Here is a 19805-nt window from a genome sequence, read left to right on the forward strand (position 1 = left end):
CTTTAATTCGGTTCCTCATCCAGGTTTGCCGGGCGTGGCGCCCGGCCGGCCGGAGTTGCCCGGCACAGCCGCTATTTTAGCGCCCATGCGGCTTCGCTGCTGGGCGCGTATCGACATGGACGTGGGCAGCCGGCCGGCCTGGTGCGGCAGTCTTACAGGTTTTCCGCGAGGAAAATCAAGGAATTGCCATGCGCCAGGGCGGCGGCGCGCTGCTGGTAGCTGTCGCGGTGGGTGCAGTTGAAACCATGCTCGGCGCCCGGATAGATATGGATTTCCACGTCTTGCCGGTCCTCGAAGCGCTCGGCGATCTTTTGCACGGCGTCCATCGGGATATGGCTGTCCTGGCCGCCGAAATGCATCAGCAGCGGCACCTTGATCCGCTCAGCCAGGTCCAGCTTGTTCTGGATGCCGCCGCCGTAATACGCGATGGCGACGTCGACCAGGCCCGCCGCGGCGGCCTGGAACGACAGCCGGCCGCCGAAGCAGTAGCCGACCGAGGCCAGCTTGCCCGTCACTTCCGGACGCGCGCGCAGGGCGGCGACGGTGGCGGCGATATCGCCCACGGCGTGCTCGTTGTCGGTCGCCTGCATCAGTTCGACGGCGCGCTTCCAGCCCGCCGCGTCATAGCCCAGCTCGATGTGCGCGCCGGCGCGCCAGAACAGGTCGGGCACCAGCACCACATAGCCATCGGCCGCGTACTGGTCGGCCACGGCGCGGATGTGCTCGTTGACGCCAAAGATTTCCTGCAACAGGATGATGGCCGGCCCCTTGCCGACGTGCGGCACGGCCAGGTAAGCCTGGAAGGTGCCGTCCGGGCCGGCGATGTCGATCCACTGCGAAGTTGTACTCATGGAAACTCCTGTCTGAATGAGGGAAGGTGAGCGGGAATGCCACAGCCAGGCATGTTACTGGTTTTTCCCGCTTTCTGCCCCGGGCCGTCCCATGCGCACGATCTGCCTCAATACCACGCTACGCCTCAATACATTTCGCGCAGGTAAATCACAGGACCAGACTTGAAGACGCCAAAGACGACGATGCCCACCGTGCTGGGCAGATAAACCATGCCGGGCACGGACACCTCGACGCTGCCGACCTTGCCCGCTCCGGGCGCCTGGATGGTCAGCAGCTTATTCTTCGGCAGCTCTCCCTTATTGACGGTATAAGTACCGCCTTCCACTTGCAAGGCGGCGCAATCGAGGGTTTTCTTGCAATTGGCCAGCAACACCTGGGCCTGGGTAAACTTGCTGCCACTGTCGGCCAGGTTGATGGACCACATCTTGCCGTCCCAGTACTGGGCTTGCACGGGCAGGCGCACGGGATAGCGTTCCGAACCATAGCCATGCGGCACCATCAAACGCCCCGACAGCACGGTCAGCACGCCTTCCGAGCCGGCCGCCGCCGGCGCCGAACTGACGCTGGCGCCGCCGTTGGTGCTGCTGGCGCGCAACAGCACGTCGGTGGGCGCCACCATCACCGGCACGCCGCTGGCGCCGGGAAAGCGGTAGGCCAGCGCGGACCGGGCCACGCCCAAGGTGAATTTCGTGGCCGCGATGCTGGTGACGGTGGTTTGCGCATTGCTGCCATCGGTGAGCCGGCTGGCGCCCGGCGTGCCAGGCGGAAACAGCTGCTCGCCCTTCGCCGCATCCCAGCCCTGCACCTGCACGGCCGTCATGTAACTCGTGTCGCGGCCGTCAAAATTGAGCGTGCTCGCATTGGCCTGGTTCTGCGCCGTCACGCGCAAGCCGAAGGCCTGCCCCGAATACGCCGACACGCCCGCGGGCGGCACGCCGACCAGGCATTTCATGGCCGCCGTGCAGGGCGCGGCAAAGACGGCCGTGGGCGGCAAGTCCGTCTCGCCGGGCACGATGATTTCCGTCTTGTAGTGGTGGGGAATATAGAGCACATCGGCGCTGCTGCCCGTCGCCGGCAGCTGCGGCGCCGCGGCGCCCAGGTAGGTGGCCAGGCTGGCCGTGAAGCGTATCTGGCCCACTTCCGGCCAGCTCAGGTTGGACGCCGTGCCGACGCCATTGTTATTGTTAAACGTCAGGCTGCCCGCCACGGCGGGATCGCTGAAACCGGGGAACACGGGGGCGACGATGGTGCGCCCCAGCTCCACCGTTTGCGCCAGCGTTTCGCGGCCGAAGTTGCGCGTCACCGCGCCCGCCGCGTTCAGGGCCGAGACGCTGATGCTGGTCGCTGGCGCCACCGGCAGCACGGCCATGCCGGCGCGCTGCGGCGTGGCGATGGCGCTGAAGGCGAAGGCTTTCGGTCCGACGATGACCGTGCCGGTCCCTGTCATCGTCAGGCCGCTGTCGCTGCCGCTGGTCGAGGCATAGGTGGCCGTCAGGCCCAGCGCGCCCGCATCGGCGTACAGCAGGTTCGGCGTGGCCTGGCCATCGGCGTCGAACGCCAGCTGCACGGCGGCGCCGGCCGCGCTGCAGGCGCTGCCCGCATTGGCGCCCAGCGGCACGTACACGTTATCCTTGTTCTGTATGCGCGCCGGCAGGGTGCCCGTGGTGGGGTTGGCATAGGTGCAGCGCAGCTGCAGCGTCTTGGTCTGGCTGGCGAACAGCGGCACGCAGGCGCGCGGGTTCGACGCCGACGCCTGCAGGGCGCTGATGGCGATGCGTCCCTCCTGCTCCGCATAGCGGGGCGCGCCGCTGACCTGCAGCGCGCTCGTCACAAATGCCATCTGGCAATTCGTCAAGCTGTTGTCGACGCTGCTCTTGCACACCAGCGCACCCGTCGTGGCCGGCGTGCTGCTCAGGCCCAGGGCCACGTTGCCGGCCGCCGTCGTCTGCGCCACGCTGGAAACGGCCATGCCCGTGGCCGGCAAGCTGCCGTTGATCTGCGCCGTCGCGCCGCCCGGCGTCAGGGTCACTTGCGCCGCGCCCGTGTAGACGCTGCTGCAGGCGGCATCGGCGCAAGCCGTGACGGTCACGGGCGCCGGCGCGCAGGTCAGCGCCGCGGGCGGATGCGTGATCTGGAAATGGTGCGGCCCGGCCTGCGTGCTGGGGCCGCATTTCGGTCCCTGCGGCTCATTGAAGCCCCAGCCGCTGTTATTCGTCACGCAGCTGCACGGGTTGGACGGCGTGTACGCCTTGCAGGTGATGGTTTGCTGCACCCGGCCTTGCCAGCCCAGGGTGATGTGGTCGACCACGGCGTTGCCCGTGATATACGCGTTCGACGCATCCAGGGTGACGTTGCCGCCCTCCACGTCGCCCTTGATGCCATTGCCCGAGGCGATCGTCAGCGTATTGCTGGCCTTGACGTCGCCCGTGACGAGCAAGCCCGACGCCTTCAAGTCGATATTCGGCGCCGTCAGGTCGCCCGTCACCTGGCTGCCGGAACCGATGGTGATCGACGTCGTGGCCGTGATATCGCCCTGGATGCGGCTGCTGGCGGCCAGGATATTCACCGTGGCGCCGCTGATGGGCCCGTTGATGACGGAGCCCGAGGCGATCTCGACCAGGCCCTTGGCGCTGATGCTGCCCGTCACCTTGACGTTATTCGAGCCCATCTTGATGGTGGTGGCGGCGATGCTGGCGCTGAGGGTCTGCTCCTGCGCCCCCATGCTGAAGGTGCCGCCCTCGGCCGTCAGGTTGCCGCCCGTCACCTTCAGGTTGGGCGGGTTGATATCCTTGATGTCGAGGTTGCCCTTGACCGTCAGCGCGGCGCTGCCGCTCATCGTCAAGCCCTGGTTGTACTTCATCGTCAGCGAACTGTTGACCGTCACGCCATACGCGCTGGCGATGACGACGACGTCCGTATCGCCCAGCGGCAAGGCGGCGCACGTGTATTGCATGCCGGCCAGGGTGCAGCCGCCGACGGCGTTGCCATTGAAACTCAGGGTGGCCGCCTGGACCAGGCCGGTCCATAGCAGGAAGAACAAACCGGCAAGGAAAGTGTATGCGCGCACGATATCCAGAAATCTGATGAGTGGGAAGCCAGCCGCCGCGTCGATTGTTCCATGCTAATCTACGCCATCGCTGTTGTTGCATTATGGCAGTATTTTTCACCCTCGCGCATATCGCATGATCAAGCAAAGTCCCAAAGAATTTCCCCTGCGCACGGTCGATATCATCGTCTATCCGGGCTTCAAGGCACTCGAAGCCATCGGCGCCATGAAGGTGTTTGACTACGTCAATACCCATTTGCGCCTGCGCAAGCTGCCCGGCGGCTACGACGTGCGCATCGCCTCGACGGCCATCGGCCCGGTCGCATCGGACACCTTGATGTCGCTGCACGCGAGCAAGGCGCTCGACGCGCACCGCCTGCCCGACCTGGCCGTCATCGTCGGCTGCCACCATGTCGAACAGGTGTTGCACGACATCCCCGCCATCGCCGAATGGGTAGCCGAGGCGGCGCCGCGCATCGGCACCCTGGCCGCCCTGTGCACGGGCTGCTTCTTCCTGGCCGAAGCAGGCGTACTCGACGGCAAGAGCGCCGCCACCCACTGGAGCGCCGTGGACAGCCTGCGCCAACGCTATCCTTTGATACAGGTCAATGCCGATGCGATTTTCGTGCGGGAAGGCCGCATTTGGACGTCGGCCGGCGTGACGGCCGGCATCGACCTGGCGCTGGCCCTCGTGGAAGACGATTTCAGCCGCGATATCGCGCTGGAAGTGGCGCGCGACCTGGTGGTGTATCTGAAGCGGCCCGGCGGCCAGTCGCAGTTTTCCGTGCACCTGTCGAGCCAGATGACGACGCATCCCACGATACGCCAGCTGCAGGGCTGGATCATGGAACACCTGGGCGAGGAGTTGAACGTGCCGCTGCTGGCGGCCAGGCTGGCCATGAGCGAGCGCAATTTCACGCGCGTGTTCCAGCGTGAAACGGGCACCAGCCCCACGGCCTTCATTGAAACGGCCCGCTTCGAAGTGGCGCGCCGCTTGCTGGAAGACAATGTGTCCTCCTTAAAACAGGTGGCCGTGCAGGCGGGCTTGCACAGCGAGGACAGGCTGCGCCGCCTGTTTCAAAAGAAACTTGCCATCACGCCAAGCGACTATCGCGAACGCTTTTCCAGCACGGCGCGCTAGCCGGAGGAAGAATCAGCGCGGCTTGCCGTGACGTACGTGGCGCGTCGCCAGTTGGCGGTTCTGCCGGGCCAGCGGCGTAAACAGCAGCGCGCACAGCAGATACGTGGCCAGCAGCGCCAGCCAGATGGCGGGCGTGGCGAGGATGGCGGCCTTGCTCCACCATAGGGCCAGCAGGGAAGACAGGGCCGCGCCGAGGAAGACGGGCAGCATGCGGCGCAAAGTGGCGAGGTAGGCAGTGGCAAACATGAACGGCTCCCAAAGCAAGGCGGATGCCTTCACACTAGCAGGGGCAGGCAGCGAAGTACAGCCTGCCGCCCTGCCCCGTCCGTCAAGTGTTGCGCAATGAGTACAGTCAGCTCAGCCCAGCACGCTTAATACAGGACGACCGAACGGATCGATTCGCCGCTCTTCATCAGGTCGAAGCCCTGGTTGATATCCTCGAGCTTCAGGCGGTGCGTGATCAGGTCGTCGATATTGAGCTTGCCTTCCATATACCAGTCGACGATCTTCGGCACGTCCGTGCGGCCGCGCGCGCCGCCGAAGGCCGAGCCGCGCCATTCGCGTCCCGTCACCAGCTGGAATGGCCGCGTGGAAATTTCCTGGCCGGCCGCCGCCACGCCGATGATGAAGGACTTGCCCCAGCCCTTGTGCGTGCACTCGAGCGCCTGGCGCATCAGGGTCGTGTTGCCCACGCATTCGAACGAATAGTCGGCGCCGCCGTCCGTCAGCTGCACGATGGCGTCGACGACATTCTCCACTTCGTTCGGATTGATAAAGTGCGTCATGCCGAACTTGCGCGCGATGGCCTGGCGCGCCGGGTTGATGTCGACGCCGATGATCTTGTCCGCGCCGACCATCTTCGCCGCCTGGATCACGTTCAGGCCGATGCCGCCCAGGCCGAACACGACCACATTGGCGCCCGCCTCGACCTTGGCCGAGAACAGCACGGCGCCCACGCCCGTCGTCACGCCGCAGCCGATGTAGCAGACCTTGTCGAACGGCGCGTCTTCGCGGATCTTGGCGAGAGCAATTTCCGGCACGACGATGTAGTTGGAAAACGTCGAGGTGCCCATGTAGTGGAACAGCGGCTGGCCGTCGATGGAAAAGCGCGAGGTGGCGTCCGGCATCAGGCCGCGGCCCTGGGTCGAGCGGATGGCCTGGCACAGGTTCGTCTTTTGCGACAGGCAGAACTTGCACTGGCGGCATTCCGGCGTGTACAGGGGGATGACGTGGTCATCCTTTTTCAGGCTTTTCACGCCCGGCCCCACGTCGACGACGATGCCGGCGCCTTCATGGCCAAGGATGGACGGGAAGATGCCTTCCGGGTCGGCGCCCGACAAGGTGTAGTAATCGGTATGGCAAATGCCGGTGGCCTTGATCTCGACCAGTACTTCGCCCTCGCGCGGGCCGGCCAGGTCGACTTCTTCTATCGTCAGCGGAGCGCCCGCCTTCCAGGCAATCGCGGCTTTCGTTTTCATGTGATGTGTTCCTGCTCGGTTTCAGATGCATCATTATCGGGCCCGCGTGGGCGCCACGGTGCAGGCGACGCCGCGCTTGTCTGAAAACGCGGCGCATTTGTCCGATGGCGCCGCACGGTGCAGCAGCGCACGGAAGCGCGGCGGCCACGCGGAGTATGCTTGCGCAAGCTCAATCTTGCCGGCACAAAAACGCGCATTCTAGGCACAAGCCATGCTTCATGCGCCGTACCGGCCCGCTCCGCCATTCCGTCCTTGCCGCAGGAGACTGACATGCGCCATCCACGTTGCCGACATTCCCCCACCTGGCTGGCCCTGCTGCTGGCCTGCTGCCTGGCCTGCTGCCTGGCCCTGCTGGCATCGTGTGGCGGCGGCGGTGGCCACCCTGCGCCGGCCGCCGGCACCGGCAGCCTGAGCGTCAGCATCGGCGGCTTGCCGGCCGGCGTGGCGGGCGCCGTCACGGTCGGCGGCCCTGGCGGCTACAGCAAGACACTGACGCTTTCCGGTACCCTCGATGGCCTGGAACCCGGCGCCTATACGCTGGTCGCCGCCAGCGTGGTTCAGGGCACGGGCAGCCTGACGCCCACGCCCGTGACCCAGCAAGTGCAGGTGAGCGCCGGCGCCACGGCCAGGGCCAGCGTCGCGTATGCGGCGACCGCACCGCTGGCCCTGCGCCTGCAGGAGGTCGTGTCCGGCTTGAGCGCGCCCATCTTCCTCACGGCGCCGCCCGGCGACAGCCGATTATTCATCCTCGAGCGCGCCGGGCGCGTCCGCGTGGTGCAAAACGGCAGCCTGCTGGCGACCCCCTTCCTCGACATCAGCACCCTGACCACCACCAGCGGCGAGCGGGGCCTGCTGTCGCTGGCCTTCCATCCGCAGTACGCGAGCAATGGTTATTTCTTCCTGTATTACAGCAACCTGGCCGGCGATATCGTCATCGAACGGCGGCAAGTGTCGGTGGGCAACGCCAACGTGGCCGATCCCCTGTCCGCGCTGACCATCCTCACCATTGCCCACCCCACGTTCGGCAACCACTATGGCGGCCTCCTCAGCTTTGGTCCGGACGGCTACCTGTATGCGGGCACGGGCGATGGCGGTAGCGCGGGCGACCCGCCCGGCAACGCGCAAAACACCAACGTGCTGCTGGGCAAATTGTTGCGCCTGGACGTCAGCGCCAGCAGCGTAGCCCAGCCTTACGCCATTCCCGCCGGCAACCCGTTTGCCGGCACGGCGGGCGGGCGCGGCGAAATCTGGGCCTATGGCTTGCGCAACCCGTGGCGCTATGCGTTCGACGTGCCGGCCCAACTGCTGTACATCGCCGACGTGGGCCAGTCCAGCCGCGAGGAAATCAATGTGCGCGCCGTGGGCCAGGCCGGCAACAACTATGGCTGGAACATCATGGAAGGCACGCAGTGCTACAACAGCAGCAGCTGCAACCAGGCGGGGCTGGTGCTGCCCGCCGTCGAATACGGCCATGACAGCGCGGGCGGCTGCTCGATCACGGGCGGCTATGTGTACCGGGGCGCGGCCTTGCCGGAACTGGCGGGGCAATACCTGTATTCCGACTATTGCAGCGGCTGGCTGAAAAGTTTCGGCTACAGCAATGGCGCCGCGTCGGCCGTGAAGGACTGGGGCATCGCCAACGTGGGCAATATCATGTCCTTCGGCCAGGATGCGCAAAACGAGCTGTACATGCTGAGCGCCACGGGCACGGTGTACCGGATCGTACGCCAGTAAGCATCCGAAATAAGCGTGTGCAAGCCGTACTGGCGGCACACGCCTGAGGCGGTGTTTTTCGACGGGACGCGGGGAACCGGCTAGAATTGGCTTTTTTCGCCGCGCTCCGCGCACCAGCTCAAGAGAACACCATGGCCCGTTTGAAACTTGAATTTCCTGAAGACCAATACTGCTATTCCTCGCAACTGACGGTGCGCACGACGGACATCAATGCCGGCAACCATCTCGGCAACGATTCCATGATTTCCATGATTTCCGAGGCACGCGCGCGCTTCCTGTTCGAATATGGCGTGCGCGACATCGAAGCGGACGGCACCGGCATCATCGTCACCGACCTGGCCACCACCTACCGCGCCGAAGCCCATGCGCGCGACCAGCTGCTGTTCGAAGTGGGCGTCATGGATTTCAACAAATATGGCGGCGACATCACGTTCCGCATCACGCGCCCGCGCGACAACACCCTGATCGCGATGGCCAAGTCCGGTTTTGTATTCTTCAACTATAAGCTCAGCCAGGTCGTGCCCATGGCGGAAGACTTCGGCAGCAAGTTTCCACAAGTGAACTGGATCGATTAATTCGCTCGCCATGCTGTATGCTTGCCAGGAAGATAATTAATTCTGGAGCGGCATGCGAGTACCGATACGGGCAGGACTGTGCCTCAGCGTGGCGTTGTTGGGCGCCGTGCCGGGCGCGATGGGCGCGCCGCCAACCGTGATCCTGTATGGCGACGATGACTACGCGCCCTACAGCTACGTGGAGAACGGCGTCTTCAAGGGCATGTATGTCGATATCCTGCGCCAGGCGGCGGGCAGGATGCCAGGCTACCGGCTGGAACTGCAGCCGCGTCCGTGGAAACGGGGCCTCGATGCGCTGGAAAAGGGCCAGGTCTTCGGCCTGTTTCCGCCTGGCCGCAAGACGGAGCGGCCGTATGTGCAGCCTTACTCGGCCATGCTGTACCGCGAATCGGTGGTGCTGTTCTGCCGCGACGCCGTCATGCGCACGCCGCGCACGCATTTCCCCGCCGACTTTGCCGGCCTGACGATCGGCGTCAACGCCGGTTTCCTGCTGTCGGAAAAATTGATGGCGCCCGCGCGCCAGGGACTGCTGCGCCTGGAAGCGGCCAAGGGCAACGAGGCAAACCTGAAGAAACTCGCGCTGGGACGCATCGATTGCTACGCCAGCGACCGCGGCGCGGCGCGGCATACGGCGCGGCGGCTGCGCGGCGAGCTGGCCCGCCACGGCTTTGCCTTGCGCGAGGTGCTGGAACTGTCGTCCGAAGCCACCTATATCGCCTACAGCGCGCGCAACACGCCGGCCTACAAGGCCGATTTCATCGCGCAGATGAATGCCGCCCTGCTGGCGCTGCGGCACAATGGCCAGCTGGGGCGCATCGAACAGGCGTATCTGCGTTGACTAGCGGCGCTGCACTTCGCGCTGCTGCAAGGTCATGACGGGCTTGCTGCGTCCCTGCGGCTTGATGTCGAAGGTGTTCTTGAACCAGTCGTCGATCATCTGCTTTTCATAGCGCAGGGAGTCGCCGCTGGAATAGCGGTTGATGCGCTGCAAATACGACATATCGGACAAATACGCGTTGCCGCTGGCGATCACCTTGCCATTTTGCTCGAGCGCATAGCGCAGGCGCAGGCGCGGCCAGTCCGTGCGGCCATTCATGATGCGCAGGTCGGAAGCGCCACGCCGCGACAGGTCTTCATGGCCAGCCAGGTCGACGTCGGTGATCTCGATCCTGAGTTCCTGCCCAGGCCGCAAACTCTTGCCCAGGAACTGGAAATGCTCGGCCAGCCCGGCAAGCACGTCATCGCGGTCGCGCGTGCTGAACGGCACATCCGTGTAATTGTCCGGCTTGTCGAAGTGCACCTGCACTCCCGCCCAGGCGCCGCTGCTGGCAAGCAATGCCAATGCGGCCACCCAGGTTTTCGTCGCGTTGGAAATACGCATATCCATTCCTTTCAGAAAGTCTCATAGACAGGCAAGCGCTGCGCTGAACGCCATGGCTGCATCGCAGTCCAATATAACCCGAAGTGGAAATTTCCGTAGCGCAATACACACTGCTCCAGGCGAGTGGCCTGTGCGGCCATGCTCGCCCTTTGCTGCGCTTACTTGCCGGCCTTGGCCTTGGCCTTGGCGCCAAATGTCTTGGCGAACCAGTCGTCTATCATCAATTTTTCGTAGCGCAGCTTGTCACCCGTGGAGTACGGATTAATGCGCGTCATGTACGCCATGTCGGACAGGGCCGCGTCGCCACTGCTGATGACCTTGCCATCCTCTTCCAGCACATAATGCAGGCGCATGCCTGGCCAATCCGTGCGGCCATTCATGATGCGGATATCCTGGGTGCTGCGCATGGCAGGATTTTCACGCCCGGCGAGGTCCAGGTCATTGACGTCGATTTTCAGGTTCTGGCCTGGCTTGAGCGACTTGCCCAGTTTATCGAAATGTTCCGCCAGCTCCTTCAAGGCGCTTTCACGGTCGCGCTGCTCATATGGCAAATCGGTAAATTTCTCGGGTTGCTTGAAATTTACCTCGGTTCCCGCCCATGCCGCACTACCGGCAAGCAGGGCAACGCCCGCGATCAAGGCACACGTCATTTTCTTTTGCATGTTCATCCCTTTCAATAAATGGTGGTGGCCCGCAGGCCCTGTCTCTATTCCTTCAATATATAACCGCCTCGCCTCCCTCTGCATAAAATTCATACCTTGTTACCTTATTTATCAAAAAACAAGATCTGGCTTCAGCTATAACATATTTTTTCAGATTTATTGGCAATATTAATTAAAACGAAGTATTGTCTTGAAAATATAGTTGCCTAAGCGATAAAGTATAGATAGTGTCAGCGCCACGGATTTAAAGTGTCATTTTGATATTCGTGTTGCATGAATTGGATCAATTATTCTTGCTTGTTGTTAATACTTAGCTGTCAGTCTACAATCGACAAAATGCGCCCGAAAAACGCGCAACGCCGGTCATGGCGCACAGGAAATCCTGGCGCGGGCGTCTCAGCATTGCGTCAGTTATGCCTTTTAGCGGAACTCGCCCTTATGTCATTTTTGTCTTCAGCATCGCCCAAGTTACCTCCCTGGAAAGTCCTGCTCGTCGATGATGAACCCGACATCCATGACATCACCGAACTGACACTCAGCCGTTTCCGCCTGGAAGGCCGCGCCCTCAGCTTCGTGCATGCGTACAGCGGCGCCGAAGCCAAGCAGGTGCTGGCGCGCGAGGACGGCATCGCTCTCGTCTTCCTCGACGTGGTGATGGAGCGCGAAGACAGCGGCCTGGAAGTGGCGCGCTGGATGCGCGAAGACCTGGGCAACCAGTTCACGCGCATCGTGCTGCGCACGGGCCAGCCGGGCCAGGCCCCGGAAGAGCGCGTGATCGTCAACTACGACATCAACGACTACAAGGAAAAGACGGAACTCGACCGCACCAAGCTGTTTACCACCACCTTTGCCGCCCTGCGCGCCTACCGCGACATCATGAAGGTGGAAGAGGCGCGCCTGGCCCAGCTGCACTACCGCGAAGGCCTCGAGCGCGTCATCGCCGCCTCGGCGCACATCTTCAAGCAGCGCAACCTGCGCGACTTCGCCAGCGGCCTGCTGCAGCAGGTGGTGGCCCTGCTGCGCCTGGAAACGAGCATGCTGCTGCGCCTGCGCGGCGCCAGCGCCATTTCCGGCGAGCAGGATTATGAAATCCTCGCGCAGATCGGCGACCTGGACGCCGATGGCGGCATGCTCAGCCCTTCCCTGCTGTCGCAGCTCGACGATGCCAAGAGCAACAAGATTTCTCGCCTGCATGGCGACACCTATGTCGGCTACTTTCCCAACAGCAGCGGCAAGGCGTCCCTGCTCGTCTTGAAAGGGGTGGAAGAAATTTCCGACCTCGACGCGCAATTGCTGGAAGTGTTCTGCTCGGGCGTGGCGATCGCCTTCGACAACATCCTGCTGACGCAGGAAATCACCGATACCCAGGCCGAACTGATCCTGCGCCTGGGCGACGTGGTCGAATCGCGCTCGCACGAAGGCGGCAACCACGTGCGGCGCATGGCCGAAGTGTGCCAGCTGCTGGCGCAGGCGTCCGGCATGTCGGACGAGGAAACCATGGTGCTGCGCCACGCGGCGCCCATGCACGACATCGGCAAGATTTCCACGCCCGACGCCGTGCTGCTGAAACCGGGCAAGCTCGACGCGGCCGAATGGGAAATCATGAAGCAGCACCCGACGGTGGGCATGTCCATCCTCGACGGCTCGCAGCGCCCGCTGCTGAAGGCGGCCGCCGTGATCGCCCACCAGCACCACGAAAAGTACGACGGCAGCGGCTACCCGCAAGGCCTGGTCGGTGAAAACATCCATAAATACGCGCGCATCGCCGCCGTCGCCGACGTCTTCGACGCCCTCATGCACAAGCGCTGCTACAAGGACGCCTGGCCCCTGGAGCGCGTGGTCAGCTACCTGCGCGAAGTGAGCGGCAGCCACCTCGACCCGCAATATGTGGAATTGCTGATTGCCAACCTGGATGAGGCGCTTGCGCTGAATCAGCGTTTCCCGGATTAGCATGCGTACGTCGGATTACGCGGCTGCGCCGCTAATCCGACCTACGTGGCTGCTACAAGGACGCCTGGCCCCTGGAGCGCGTGGTCAGCTACCTGCGCGAAGTGAGCGGCAGCCACCTCGACCCGCAATATGTGGAATTGCTGATTGCCAACCTGGATGAGGCGCTTGCGTTGAATCAGCGTTTCCCGGATTAGCATGCGTACGTCGGATTACGCGGCTGCGCCGCTAGTCCGACCTACGTGGCTTCGGCCCAAGCCCCAAACACGGGCGTTCCGGGCCAGGCGTCTCCGGCCCGCCGTTTTCAGTTTTCAAGCGCTTTTCGGCTCCAGCGGAAAACGGATTTTATAGTGCAACCCCATCCCCGGCGCGCTGACCACCTTCACCGTGCCGCCCAGTGGCCCCGTCACCAGGTTGTACAGGATGTGCGCGCCCAGGCCGCTGCCGCCGGAACCGCGTTTCGTCGTGAAGAAGGGGTCGAACAGCTGGCCCAGGGTGGCGCTGTCCATGCCCATGCCGTCGTCGCTGTAGTCGAGTTCCAGCAGCTCGCCGGCCGTCCTCGCGGACAGCTTGATCCTGCCCGGCTCGCCTTCGGCAAAGCCGTGCACGAGCGAATTGACCACCATGTTGGTGACGATCTGCGACAGGGCGCCCGGATAGCTGCGCAATTGCACCTCGGGCGCGCAATCGATATCCACCTTGACGGGCTTGCCCTTGAGCTTGGGCTGCAGCGAGAGCAGGATTTCATCGAGGTACTTGCGCAGGTTAAAGCTGCGGATATCGTCCGAGGACTGGTCCACGGCCACCTGCTTGAAGCTGCGCACGAGCGCCGCGGCGCGCTGCGTGTTGGTGGTCATGATGCGCAGGGTCTGGTCGATGATGTCGAAAAACTGCCGCAAACCGTCTTCATCGAGCTGGCCGCCGTCCAGCTCTTCGCGCGTGAGCTTCAATTCCTGCACCAGGTGGCTGGTGGCCGTCACGCAAATGCCCAGCGGCGTATTGATTTCATGCGCCACGCCCGCCACCAGGCGCCCCAGCGAGGCGAGCTTTTCCTGGCGCACCAGTTCCGACTGCGCCTCCTGCAGCGCGTGCAGGGCGCCGTTCAGGGCCGCGTTCTGCTCTTCCAGCGCCGCCTTGGCGTGGCGCATGGCGCTGTCGGCCTGGATGCGCGCCATCGCCACGGCCACGTGGCTGGCCATGAAAGCCAGCACGTCCAGTTCCGCCTGGCCATACACGACGGACGTGTCATAGCTTTGCACGATGATCACGCCATACTTGCGCTCGCCCAGCAGCATGGGCGCGCCCATCCAGCTGGCGATGCCGACATTGCCCAGCGGCTCGTCCATCTCGCCGCTGGCCACCAGCGCCGCGTAGCTGTCCGCATCGAGCAGGCAGGCCTGGCGGCGCGCCAGCACATACGAGCTCATGCCGATGCCGTAATGAAAGCGCTTGACGGGCGCCTGCGCATCCTTTTCATCGACAAAATACGGGATCGTGATGTCCTTGTTGTCCGGGTGATACAGGGCGATGAGGAAATTCTTCGCCGTCACCAGCTCGCTGATGATGGCGTGCAGCCGCGCATACAGGGTCGTCGCGTCGGCCGCCTGCGCCGACAGGTTGGCGATTTCATACAGCGCGTGCTGCAGGTTTTCCGCGCGGCGCCGCTCGGCCACTTCGTGGGCCAGCAGGGCCGTGCGCTCCTGCACCGCCTTTTCCAGCCGGTCCATGCTTTGCATGCCCTGCAGGGCGCTCGACACGTGGGTGGCGATCAGCGCGAACAGGGCCTGGTCTTCCAGGCTGAAACGGTGTTCGGCATCATAGCTCTGGATGACGATGGCGCCCAGCACCTGCTGCTGCTGGTCCAGCAGCGGACAGCCTATCCAGTGCTCGGCCGCCGTGCCGCCGCCCCAGGCGCCGCCATCGATGGCGCGCATGGCGTCGTCGTCCGCCGTCATCACCAGCTGCTTGCGGTTGACGATGACCCAGGCCGTGGGCGACTGCGCGGCGCTGGCCAGGCGCACGCCCACGTCCGGGTCGGGCGCGGCGTCGAATTCGTCGACAAAGTAGGGAAAGCGCACGAGACCGTCGTCGCGGTCGCTCAGCGCCACATAGAAATTGGCCGCATACATGATGCGCCCCAGCGCCGCGTGCACCGCCTGCAGGAATTCGCTGATATCGCTGCAGGTGCTCGAGCGCTGCCCGATTTCCAGCAACACGGTTTGAACGGCTTCCAGGCGGCTGAGACGGCTTTCCATGGGTGTACTTGTGCCTTGTGTCGATATGTTCTGAAAATCAATATTATCAGTTCAGCCCCTCCTTGGCACGGCATAAAACCAGGAAATTGCCTTGAGACAAGGCAGCACACGCCACGCCGGCATTTGCCACGCTGGCGATACAGTGGCAGACTAGGCCCTCCCTACAGTTCAGATCGTCCTCATGACCGCCACGCTCCGCGCCGCCCTTCGCCCCTATACCCTCGCCGGCCTGCTGGCGTTTGCCGCGCTGGGCATGCCGCCGCTGTGCGCCGCACCGGGCGCGCGGGCGCCGGCGGCGGAAACGGCCGATGGCGGACGCTATTTCGGCCCCCTCGTCGACGGCAAGATGCATGGCCAGGGCCGGCTCGAATACGCGAGCGGCGCGTTTTACGCAGGCGGCTTCGCGCGCGGCGTGTTTTCCGGCCAGGGCCAGCTGCGCCAGGCCTCGGGCGTGGAATACACGGGCGCCTTCCGCCAGGGCGCCTTCGACGGCCTCGGGCGCTACACCTCGCCCAAGGGCGAGATTTACACGGGCACCTTCGTCAAGGGCAGCTTTGATGGCCCAGGCCGCTTCCAGGGCGCCGACGGCGCCACGTTCGAAGGCAACTTCCAGCACTGGCGCCCGCATGGCGCCGGCAAGCTGACCGACACCGATGGCACCGTCTTCGAAGGCCAGTTCGTGCAAGGGCAGGTGCTGGGCAAGGCGCGCGTCACGACGGCCGACGGCATCCACTATGAAGGCCCGCTGAAAGACTGGAAATTCGAAGGCGAAGGCGTGCTGCGCACGGCCGACGGCGACGAATACCGGGGCGGCTTCAAGAATGGCCAGTTCGACGGCAAGGGCGTGCTGCGCTACGCCGTGGCGCAGGCCGACGGCCGGCGCGAAGACAACGGCAACTGGACGGAGGGGCAACTCGACGACCCGGCCGCCGACAAGCTGACGCGCGACAACATCGAACTGGCCCTGTACGGCCAGCAATCCTTGCTGGAACGCGCACTGGCCGGTGTACTGCCGCGCGACCCGGCGAAGAAGATCAATCTGTACCTGCTGGGCGTGGCCGGCGACGGCGCGCAGGAAGTGTTTCACCGCGAAACGAGTTTCGTGCAGCGCCAGTTCGACCGCGACCATGGCACGACGGGCCGTTCCTTGACGCTCGTCAATAGCCGCAACACGGTGGCGCAGCTGCCGATGGCCACCCTCACCAGCATCCGCGCCAGCCTCGACAGCCTGGGAGCGAAGATGGACAAGGCCAACGACATCCTGTTCCTCTTCCTCACCAGCCACGGCTCGCCCGAGCACGAACTGGCGCTGGCGCAAAACGGCATGGACCTGCACAGCCTGCCCGCGCAGGAACTGGCCAGCATGCTCAAGCACAGCGGCATCCGCTGGAAGGTCATCGTCGTCTCGGCCTGCTATGCGGGCGGCTTCATCGCGCCCCTGAAGGATGACAATACCCTCATCATCACGGCCGCGCGCAGCGACCGCACCTCGTTCGGCTGCGACGACCAGAACGATTTCACGTATTTCAGCGAAGCGTATTTCAAGGAAGCGCTGCCGCACAGCGCAGGCTTCGCCGAAGCCTTCGACAAGGCCAAAGTGCTGGTGCAGGCGCGCGAAGCGGCCGATTTCAGCGCCGGCGGCGCGGACGCGGAAGAGCATTCGGAGCCGCAGATGTTCCAGGGCAAGGCCATCAGCGCCCACCTGAAGGCGTGGCGCGCCCAGCCGCGTTAAGCACAGCACGGCCGCCCGCCTTTCTGTACAATAGCCGTCACCATGCGTAAATTCTTCCTCATTTTGCTGCTGTTCGTGCTTCCGCTCCAGATGTCCTGGGCCGCGGCGAGCGCGTATTGCCTGCACGAGGAAGGCAAGGCGGCGCAGCACCTGGGCCACCACAACCACCAGCACAAGGCGGAGGCCAAGGCCGATGCGGACAAGCAGCCAGCCGGCGACAAAAAAGTAGCTGACAAGCAATCCAAAGGCCAGCCGCACAGCGACTGCAACGTCTGCCATGGCATCGGCCATGCCTGGCTGCCAGCCGGCTCCAGCCTGCCCATTGGCGACACGGCGTCCGTGAATGCGGACACGTCGCCCTTCTTTTACGCCTCCCACATCCCGGACGTTCCCAAGCGTCCCGACTGGTCGTCGGCCGCCTAGGCCGACGGGACGTCTCCCTTGTTACCTGCCGCCACGCGCCCCTGATCGTCCCGGGCGCCAGCCGGCGCGTCCCGTCGAATTCATTTCCATGTTCTGGAGAATTCGATGTACCGACCCCTCTCTCTGTTATTGCTCTCTGTCGGCCTGCTGGCCGGCAACTTTGCCCACGCGCAAACACCGCCGGAACCGGCCGCCCCGCTGACCCTGCCCGCCGCGCTGGCCCTGGCCGACGGCGGCAACGCCACCCTGTCGGCCGCCCGCCATGAAGTGGCGGCACAGGGCGGCGCCCTGCAGCAGTCGCGCGCCCTGCCCAACCCGGAACTGCAGACCGTGCTGGAAGACACGCGGCGCGCCACGCGCAGCACCACCGTGCAGCTGAACCAGTTGATCGAACTGGGCGGCAAGCGGGGCGCGCGCATGGCCGTCGCCCAGCGCGGCGAAGACCTGGCCCAGGCGGGCCTGTCGCTGCAGCAAGCCGACACGCGCGCCGCCGTCACGACCGCGTTTATCGACGTGCTGGCAGCGCAGGAAGGCTTGCGCCTGGCCGACAGCGCGCAGGCGCTGGCCGCCCGCGCCAGCGACATCACGGCGCGCCGCGTCACGGCCGGCAAGGCTTCGCCCGTCGAGGAAACCCGCGCCCGCGTGGCCGAAGCGAGCGTCAAGCTGGAACTGAACCTGGCGCGCAGCGCCCTGGCCAGCGCGCGCCAGCGCCTGGCCGCCCTGTGGGGCAACGCCACACCCCGCTTCACCGTGGCGCTGGGGCAGCTGGAAACCTTGCCGGAGCTGCCACCGGCCAGCGCACTGGCGGCGCGCCTGCAGCAAGCGCCCGCCGTGCGCCAGGCGCGCAGCGCGCTGGCGCAGCGGCAAGCCATGCTGGACGTGGAACAGCGGCGTGCCACGCCCGACGTCACGGTCAGCGTCGGCATGAAGCGCTCGGAAGAGCTGGGACGCAACCAGGCCATCCTCGGCCTGTCGCTGCCGCTGCCCCTGTTCGACCGCAACGCGGGCAACAAGCTTGAAGCACTGCGCCGCAGCGACAAGGCCAGCGACGAGCTGGCCGCCGCCCAGATCGCCGTGCAAACGGCCGTGGCCGCCGCCAGCGAGCGCCTGGCCACGGCCAGGCTCGACGTGGAAAGCTTGCGCAGCGACATCTTGCCGGGCGCGCAAAGCGCCTACGACGCGGCCAGCAAGGGCTTCGAATTCGGCAAGTTCGCCTTCCTCGACGTGCTCGACGCCCAGCGCACCCTGCTGCAAGCCAAAAACCAGTACCTGCGCGCGCTGACCGAAGCACAGCATGCCGCCGCCGACATCGAGCGCCTGCTGGGCGCGCCCGCCTCCCTGTAAGGAATAATCCATGAAAATCAAACTCGACAAGAAACAAGGCGTCGCCATCGGCGCCATCGTGGCTGCCGGCATCGTGCTGGCTGTTCTGATCCTCGGCACGGGCGGCTCCGGCAGCGCTCCCGCCCCCGCCGCCAAGGTGGAAGAACACGGTGAAAAGAAAGACGAACACGGCCACGCGGAAGTCGAAGGCAAGCTGGAGCTGACTGCCGCGCAAGGCAAGGCGGCCGGCGTCGTCATCGCCACGGCCGCGCCGGGCCGCATCCAGACCACGGTGGCCCTGCCCGGTGAAATCCGCTTCAACGAAGACCGCACGGCGCACGTCGTGCCGCGCCTGGCCGGCGTGGTGGAAGCCGTGCAGGCGGACCTGGGCCAGCTGGTGAAGAAGGGCCAGATACTGGCCGTCATCGCCAGCACGGAACTGTCGGAACAGCGCAGCGAATTGCTGTCGGCGCAGCGGCGCCTGTCGCTGGCCCGCTCCACGTATGAACGCGAAGAAAAACTGTGGCGCGAGAAAATTTCGGCGGAACAGGATTATCTGCAAGCCCAGCAAACGTGGCGCGAAGCGGAAATCGCCGTGCAGAACGCGCAGCAAAAACTCAGCGCGCTGGGCGCCAGCGGTGCCAGCAAAGGGCCACTGAACCGCTACGACATCCGCGCGCCATTCGATGGCATGGTACTGGAGAAACATATCACCCTGGGCGAAGCCGTCAAGGAAGACGCCAACATCTTCGTCATCTCCGACCTGTCGACCGTGTGGGCGGAAATCGCCGTGCCGGCGAAAGACCTGGCCACCGTGCGCATGGGAGGCAAGGCCGAAGTCAAGGCCAGCGCCTTCGATGCCAGCGCGCAAGGCACGATCACCTACGTGGGTGCGCTGCTGGGCGAACAGACGCGCACGGCCAAGGCGCGCATCAGCCTGGCAAACCCCGCCATGGCCTGGCGCCCCGGCCTGTTCGTCAGCGTGGAAGTGGTGGCCGGCGAAGCCGACGCGCCCGTCACCGTGCTGACGCAGGCGATCCAGACGGTGGAAGACAAGCCCGTCGTCTTCGTCCAGCTCAAGGATGGCTACCAGGCCACGCCCGTGATCCTGGGCCGCAGCGATGGCACCTTGACGCAGATCAAGCAGGGACTGGCCGCCGGCACGCCGTACGCGGCGCAAGGCAGCTTCGTCCTGAAATCCGAGCTGGGCAAGGACTCCGCCGGGCATGAACACTGATCACGTGGACAAAGGAAAC

General features: G+C 64.6%; 16 protein-coding genes. 9 read left to right on the top strand and 7 right to left on the bottom strand.

The window, feature by feature from the left end; genetic code table 11:
* Positions 1-152: 152 nt before the first annotated feature.
* Entirely contained in the window at positions 153-851 is a 699-nt protein-coding gene (locus tag YQ44_RS23965; RefSeq protein ID WP_071325516.1) for a dienelactone hydrolase family protein, read from the bottom strand.
* Between the two features lie 125 nt (positions 852-976).
* Positions 977-3919, bottom strand: a complete 2943-nt coding sequence (locus YQ44_RS23970) for a DUF6701 domain-containing protein (protein WP_156894968.1) — start codon at positions 3917-3919, stop codon at positions 977-979.
* 115 nt (positions 3920-4034) lie between these two features.
* Here YQ44_RS23970 and YQ44_RS23975 point away from each other — a divergent pair, with 115 nt between their 5' ends.
* Positions 4035-5039 (top strand): GlxA family transcriptional regulator, encoded by a 1005-nt coding sequence (locus YQ44_RS23975; RefSeq protein ID WP_071325518.1) that lies wholly within the window; start codon positions 4035-4037, stop codon positions 5037-5039.
* Between the two features lie 12 nt (positions 5040-5051).
* Here the strand turns inward: YQ44_RS23975 and YQ44_RS23980 are convergent, their stop codons facing one another.
* Entirely contained in the window at positions 5052-5285 is a 234-nt protein-coding gene (locus YQ44_RS23980) for a hypothetical protein (RefSeq protein WP_071325519.1), read from the bottom strand.
* Between the two features lie 125 nt (positions 5286-5410).
* A complete protein-coding gene (locus YQ44_RS23985; protein ID WP_071325520.1) occupies positions 5411-6517 on the bottom strand; it encodes an S-(hydroxymethyl)glutathione dehydrogenase/class III alcohol dehydrogenase in 1107 nt (368 codons plus the stop codon).
* A gap of 270 nt (positions 6518-6787) precedes the next feature.
* Between YQ44_RS23985 and YQ44_RS23990 the strand changes: the two genes are divergently transcribed.
* The 3 genes from YQ44_RS23990 to YQ44_RS24000 all read left to right on the top strand — a co-directional run bounded on the left by YQ44_RS23990 (position 6788) and on the right by YQ44_RS24000 (position 9664).
* Positions 6788-8251 (top strand): PQQ-dependent sugar dehydrogenase, encoded by a 1464-nt coding sequence (locus YQ44_RS23990; RefSeq protein WP_071325521.1) that lies wholly within the window; start codon positions 6788-6790, stop codon positions 8249-8251.
* Positions 8252-8382: 131 nt separating this feature from the next.
* Entirely contained in the window at positions 8383-8826 is a 444-nt protein-coding gene (locus YQ44_RS23995) for a thioesterase family protein (protein WP_034784316.1), read from the top strand.
* Between the two features lie 52 nt (positions 8827-8878).
* Positions 8879-9664 (top strand): substrate-binding periplasmic protein, encoded by a 786-nt coding sequence (locus YQ44_RS24000; RefSeq protein WP_071325522.1) that lies wholly within the window; start codon positions 8879-8881, stop codon positions 9662-9664.
* Here the strand turns inward: YQ44_RS24000 and YQ44_RS24005 are convergent, their stop codons facing one another.
* Together YQ44_RS24005 and YQ44_RS24010 are read right to left on the bottom strand one after the other, a co-directional pair.
* Positions 9665-10207 (bottom strand): DUF3016 domain-containing protein, encoded by a 543-nt coding sequence (locus YQ44_RS24005; protein ID WP_071326730.1) that lies wholly within the window; start codon positions 10205-10207, stop codon positions 9665-9667. It abuts the gene before it with no gap.
* 158 nt (positions 10208-10365) lie between these two features.
* Positions 10366-10869 carry a DUF3016 domain-containing protein gene (locus tag YQ44_RS24010; protein WP_071326731.1) on the bottom strand — a complete coding sequence of 168 codons (504 nt, stop codon included), beginning with the start codon at positions 10867-10869 and terminating at the stop codon, positions 10366-10368.
* 438 nt (positions 10870-11307) lie between these two features.
* Between YQ44_RS24010 and YQ44_RS24015 the strand changes: the two genes are divergently transcribed.
* Positions 11308-12819 (top strand): DUF3369 domain-containing protein, encoded by a 1512-nt coding sequence (locus YQ44_RS24015; RefSeq protein WP_071325523.1) that lies wholly within the window; start codon positions 11308-11310, stop codon positions 12817-12819.
* Positions 12820-13127: 308 nt separating this feature from the next.
* On the opposite strand, the gene YQ44_RS24020 is transcribed toward YQ44_RS24015, so the two are convergent.
* Positions 13128-15071 carry a GAF domain-containing sensor histidine kinase gene (locus tag YQ44_RS24020; protein WP_071325524.1) on the bottom strand — a complete coding sequence of 648 codons (1944 nt, stop codon included), beginning with the start codon at positions 15069-15071 and terminating at the stop codon, positions 13128-13130.
* Between the two features lie 181 nt (positions 15072-15252).
* Here YQ44_RS24020 and YQ44_RS24025 point away from each other — a divergent pair, with 181 nt between their 5' ends.
* The 4 genes from YQ44_RS24025 to YQ44_RS24040 all read left to right on the top strand — a co-directional run bounded on the left by YQ44_RS24025 (position 15253) and on the right by YQ44_RS24040 (position 19786).
* Complete coding sequence (locus YQ44_RS24025; protein WP_071325525.1) at positions 15253-16803, top strand: C13 family peptidase; 1551 nt, start codon at positions 15253-15255, stop codon at positions 16801-16803.
* Between the two features lie 42 nt (positions 16804-16845).
* Positions 16846-17226, top strand: a complete 381-nt coding sequence (gene czcI / locus YQ44_RS24030; RefSeq protein ID WP_071325526.1) for a cation efflux protein, CzcI family — start codon at positions 16846-16848, stop codon at positions 17224-17226.
* Between the two features lie 105 nt (positions 17227-17331).
* Positions 17332-18570, top strand: a complete 1239-nt coding sequence (locus YQ44_RS24035; RefSeq protein WP_071325527.1) for a TolC family protein — start codon at positions 17332-17334, stop codon at positions 18568-18570.
* Positions 18571-18580: 10 nt separating this feature from the next.
* Positions 18581-19786 (top strand): efflux RND transporter periplasmic adaptor subunit, encoded by a 1206-nt coding sequence (locus tag YQ44_RS24040; RefSeq protein WP_071325528.1) that lies wholly within the window; start codon positions 18581-18583, stop codon positions 19784-19786.
* Positions 19787-19805: the final 19 nt, after the last annotated feature.

It is taken from the genome of Janthinobacterium sp. 1_2014MBL_MicDiv (assembly GCF_001865675.1).
GTDB lineage: Bacteria > Pseudomonadota > Gammaproteobacteria > Burkholderiales > Burkholderiaceae_D > Janthinobacterium.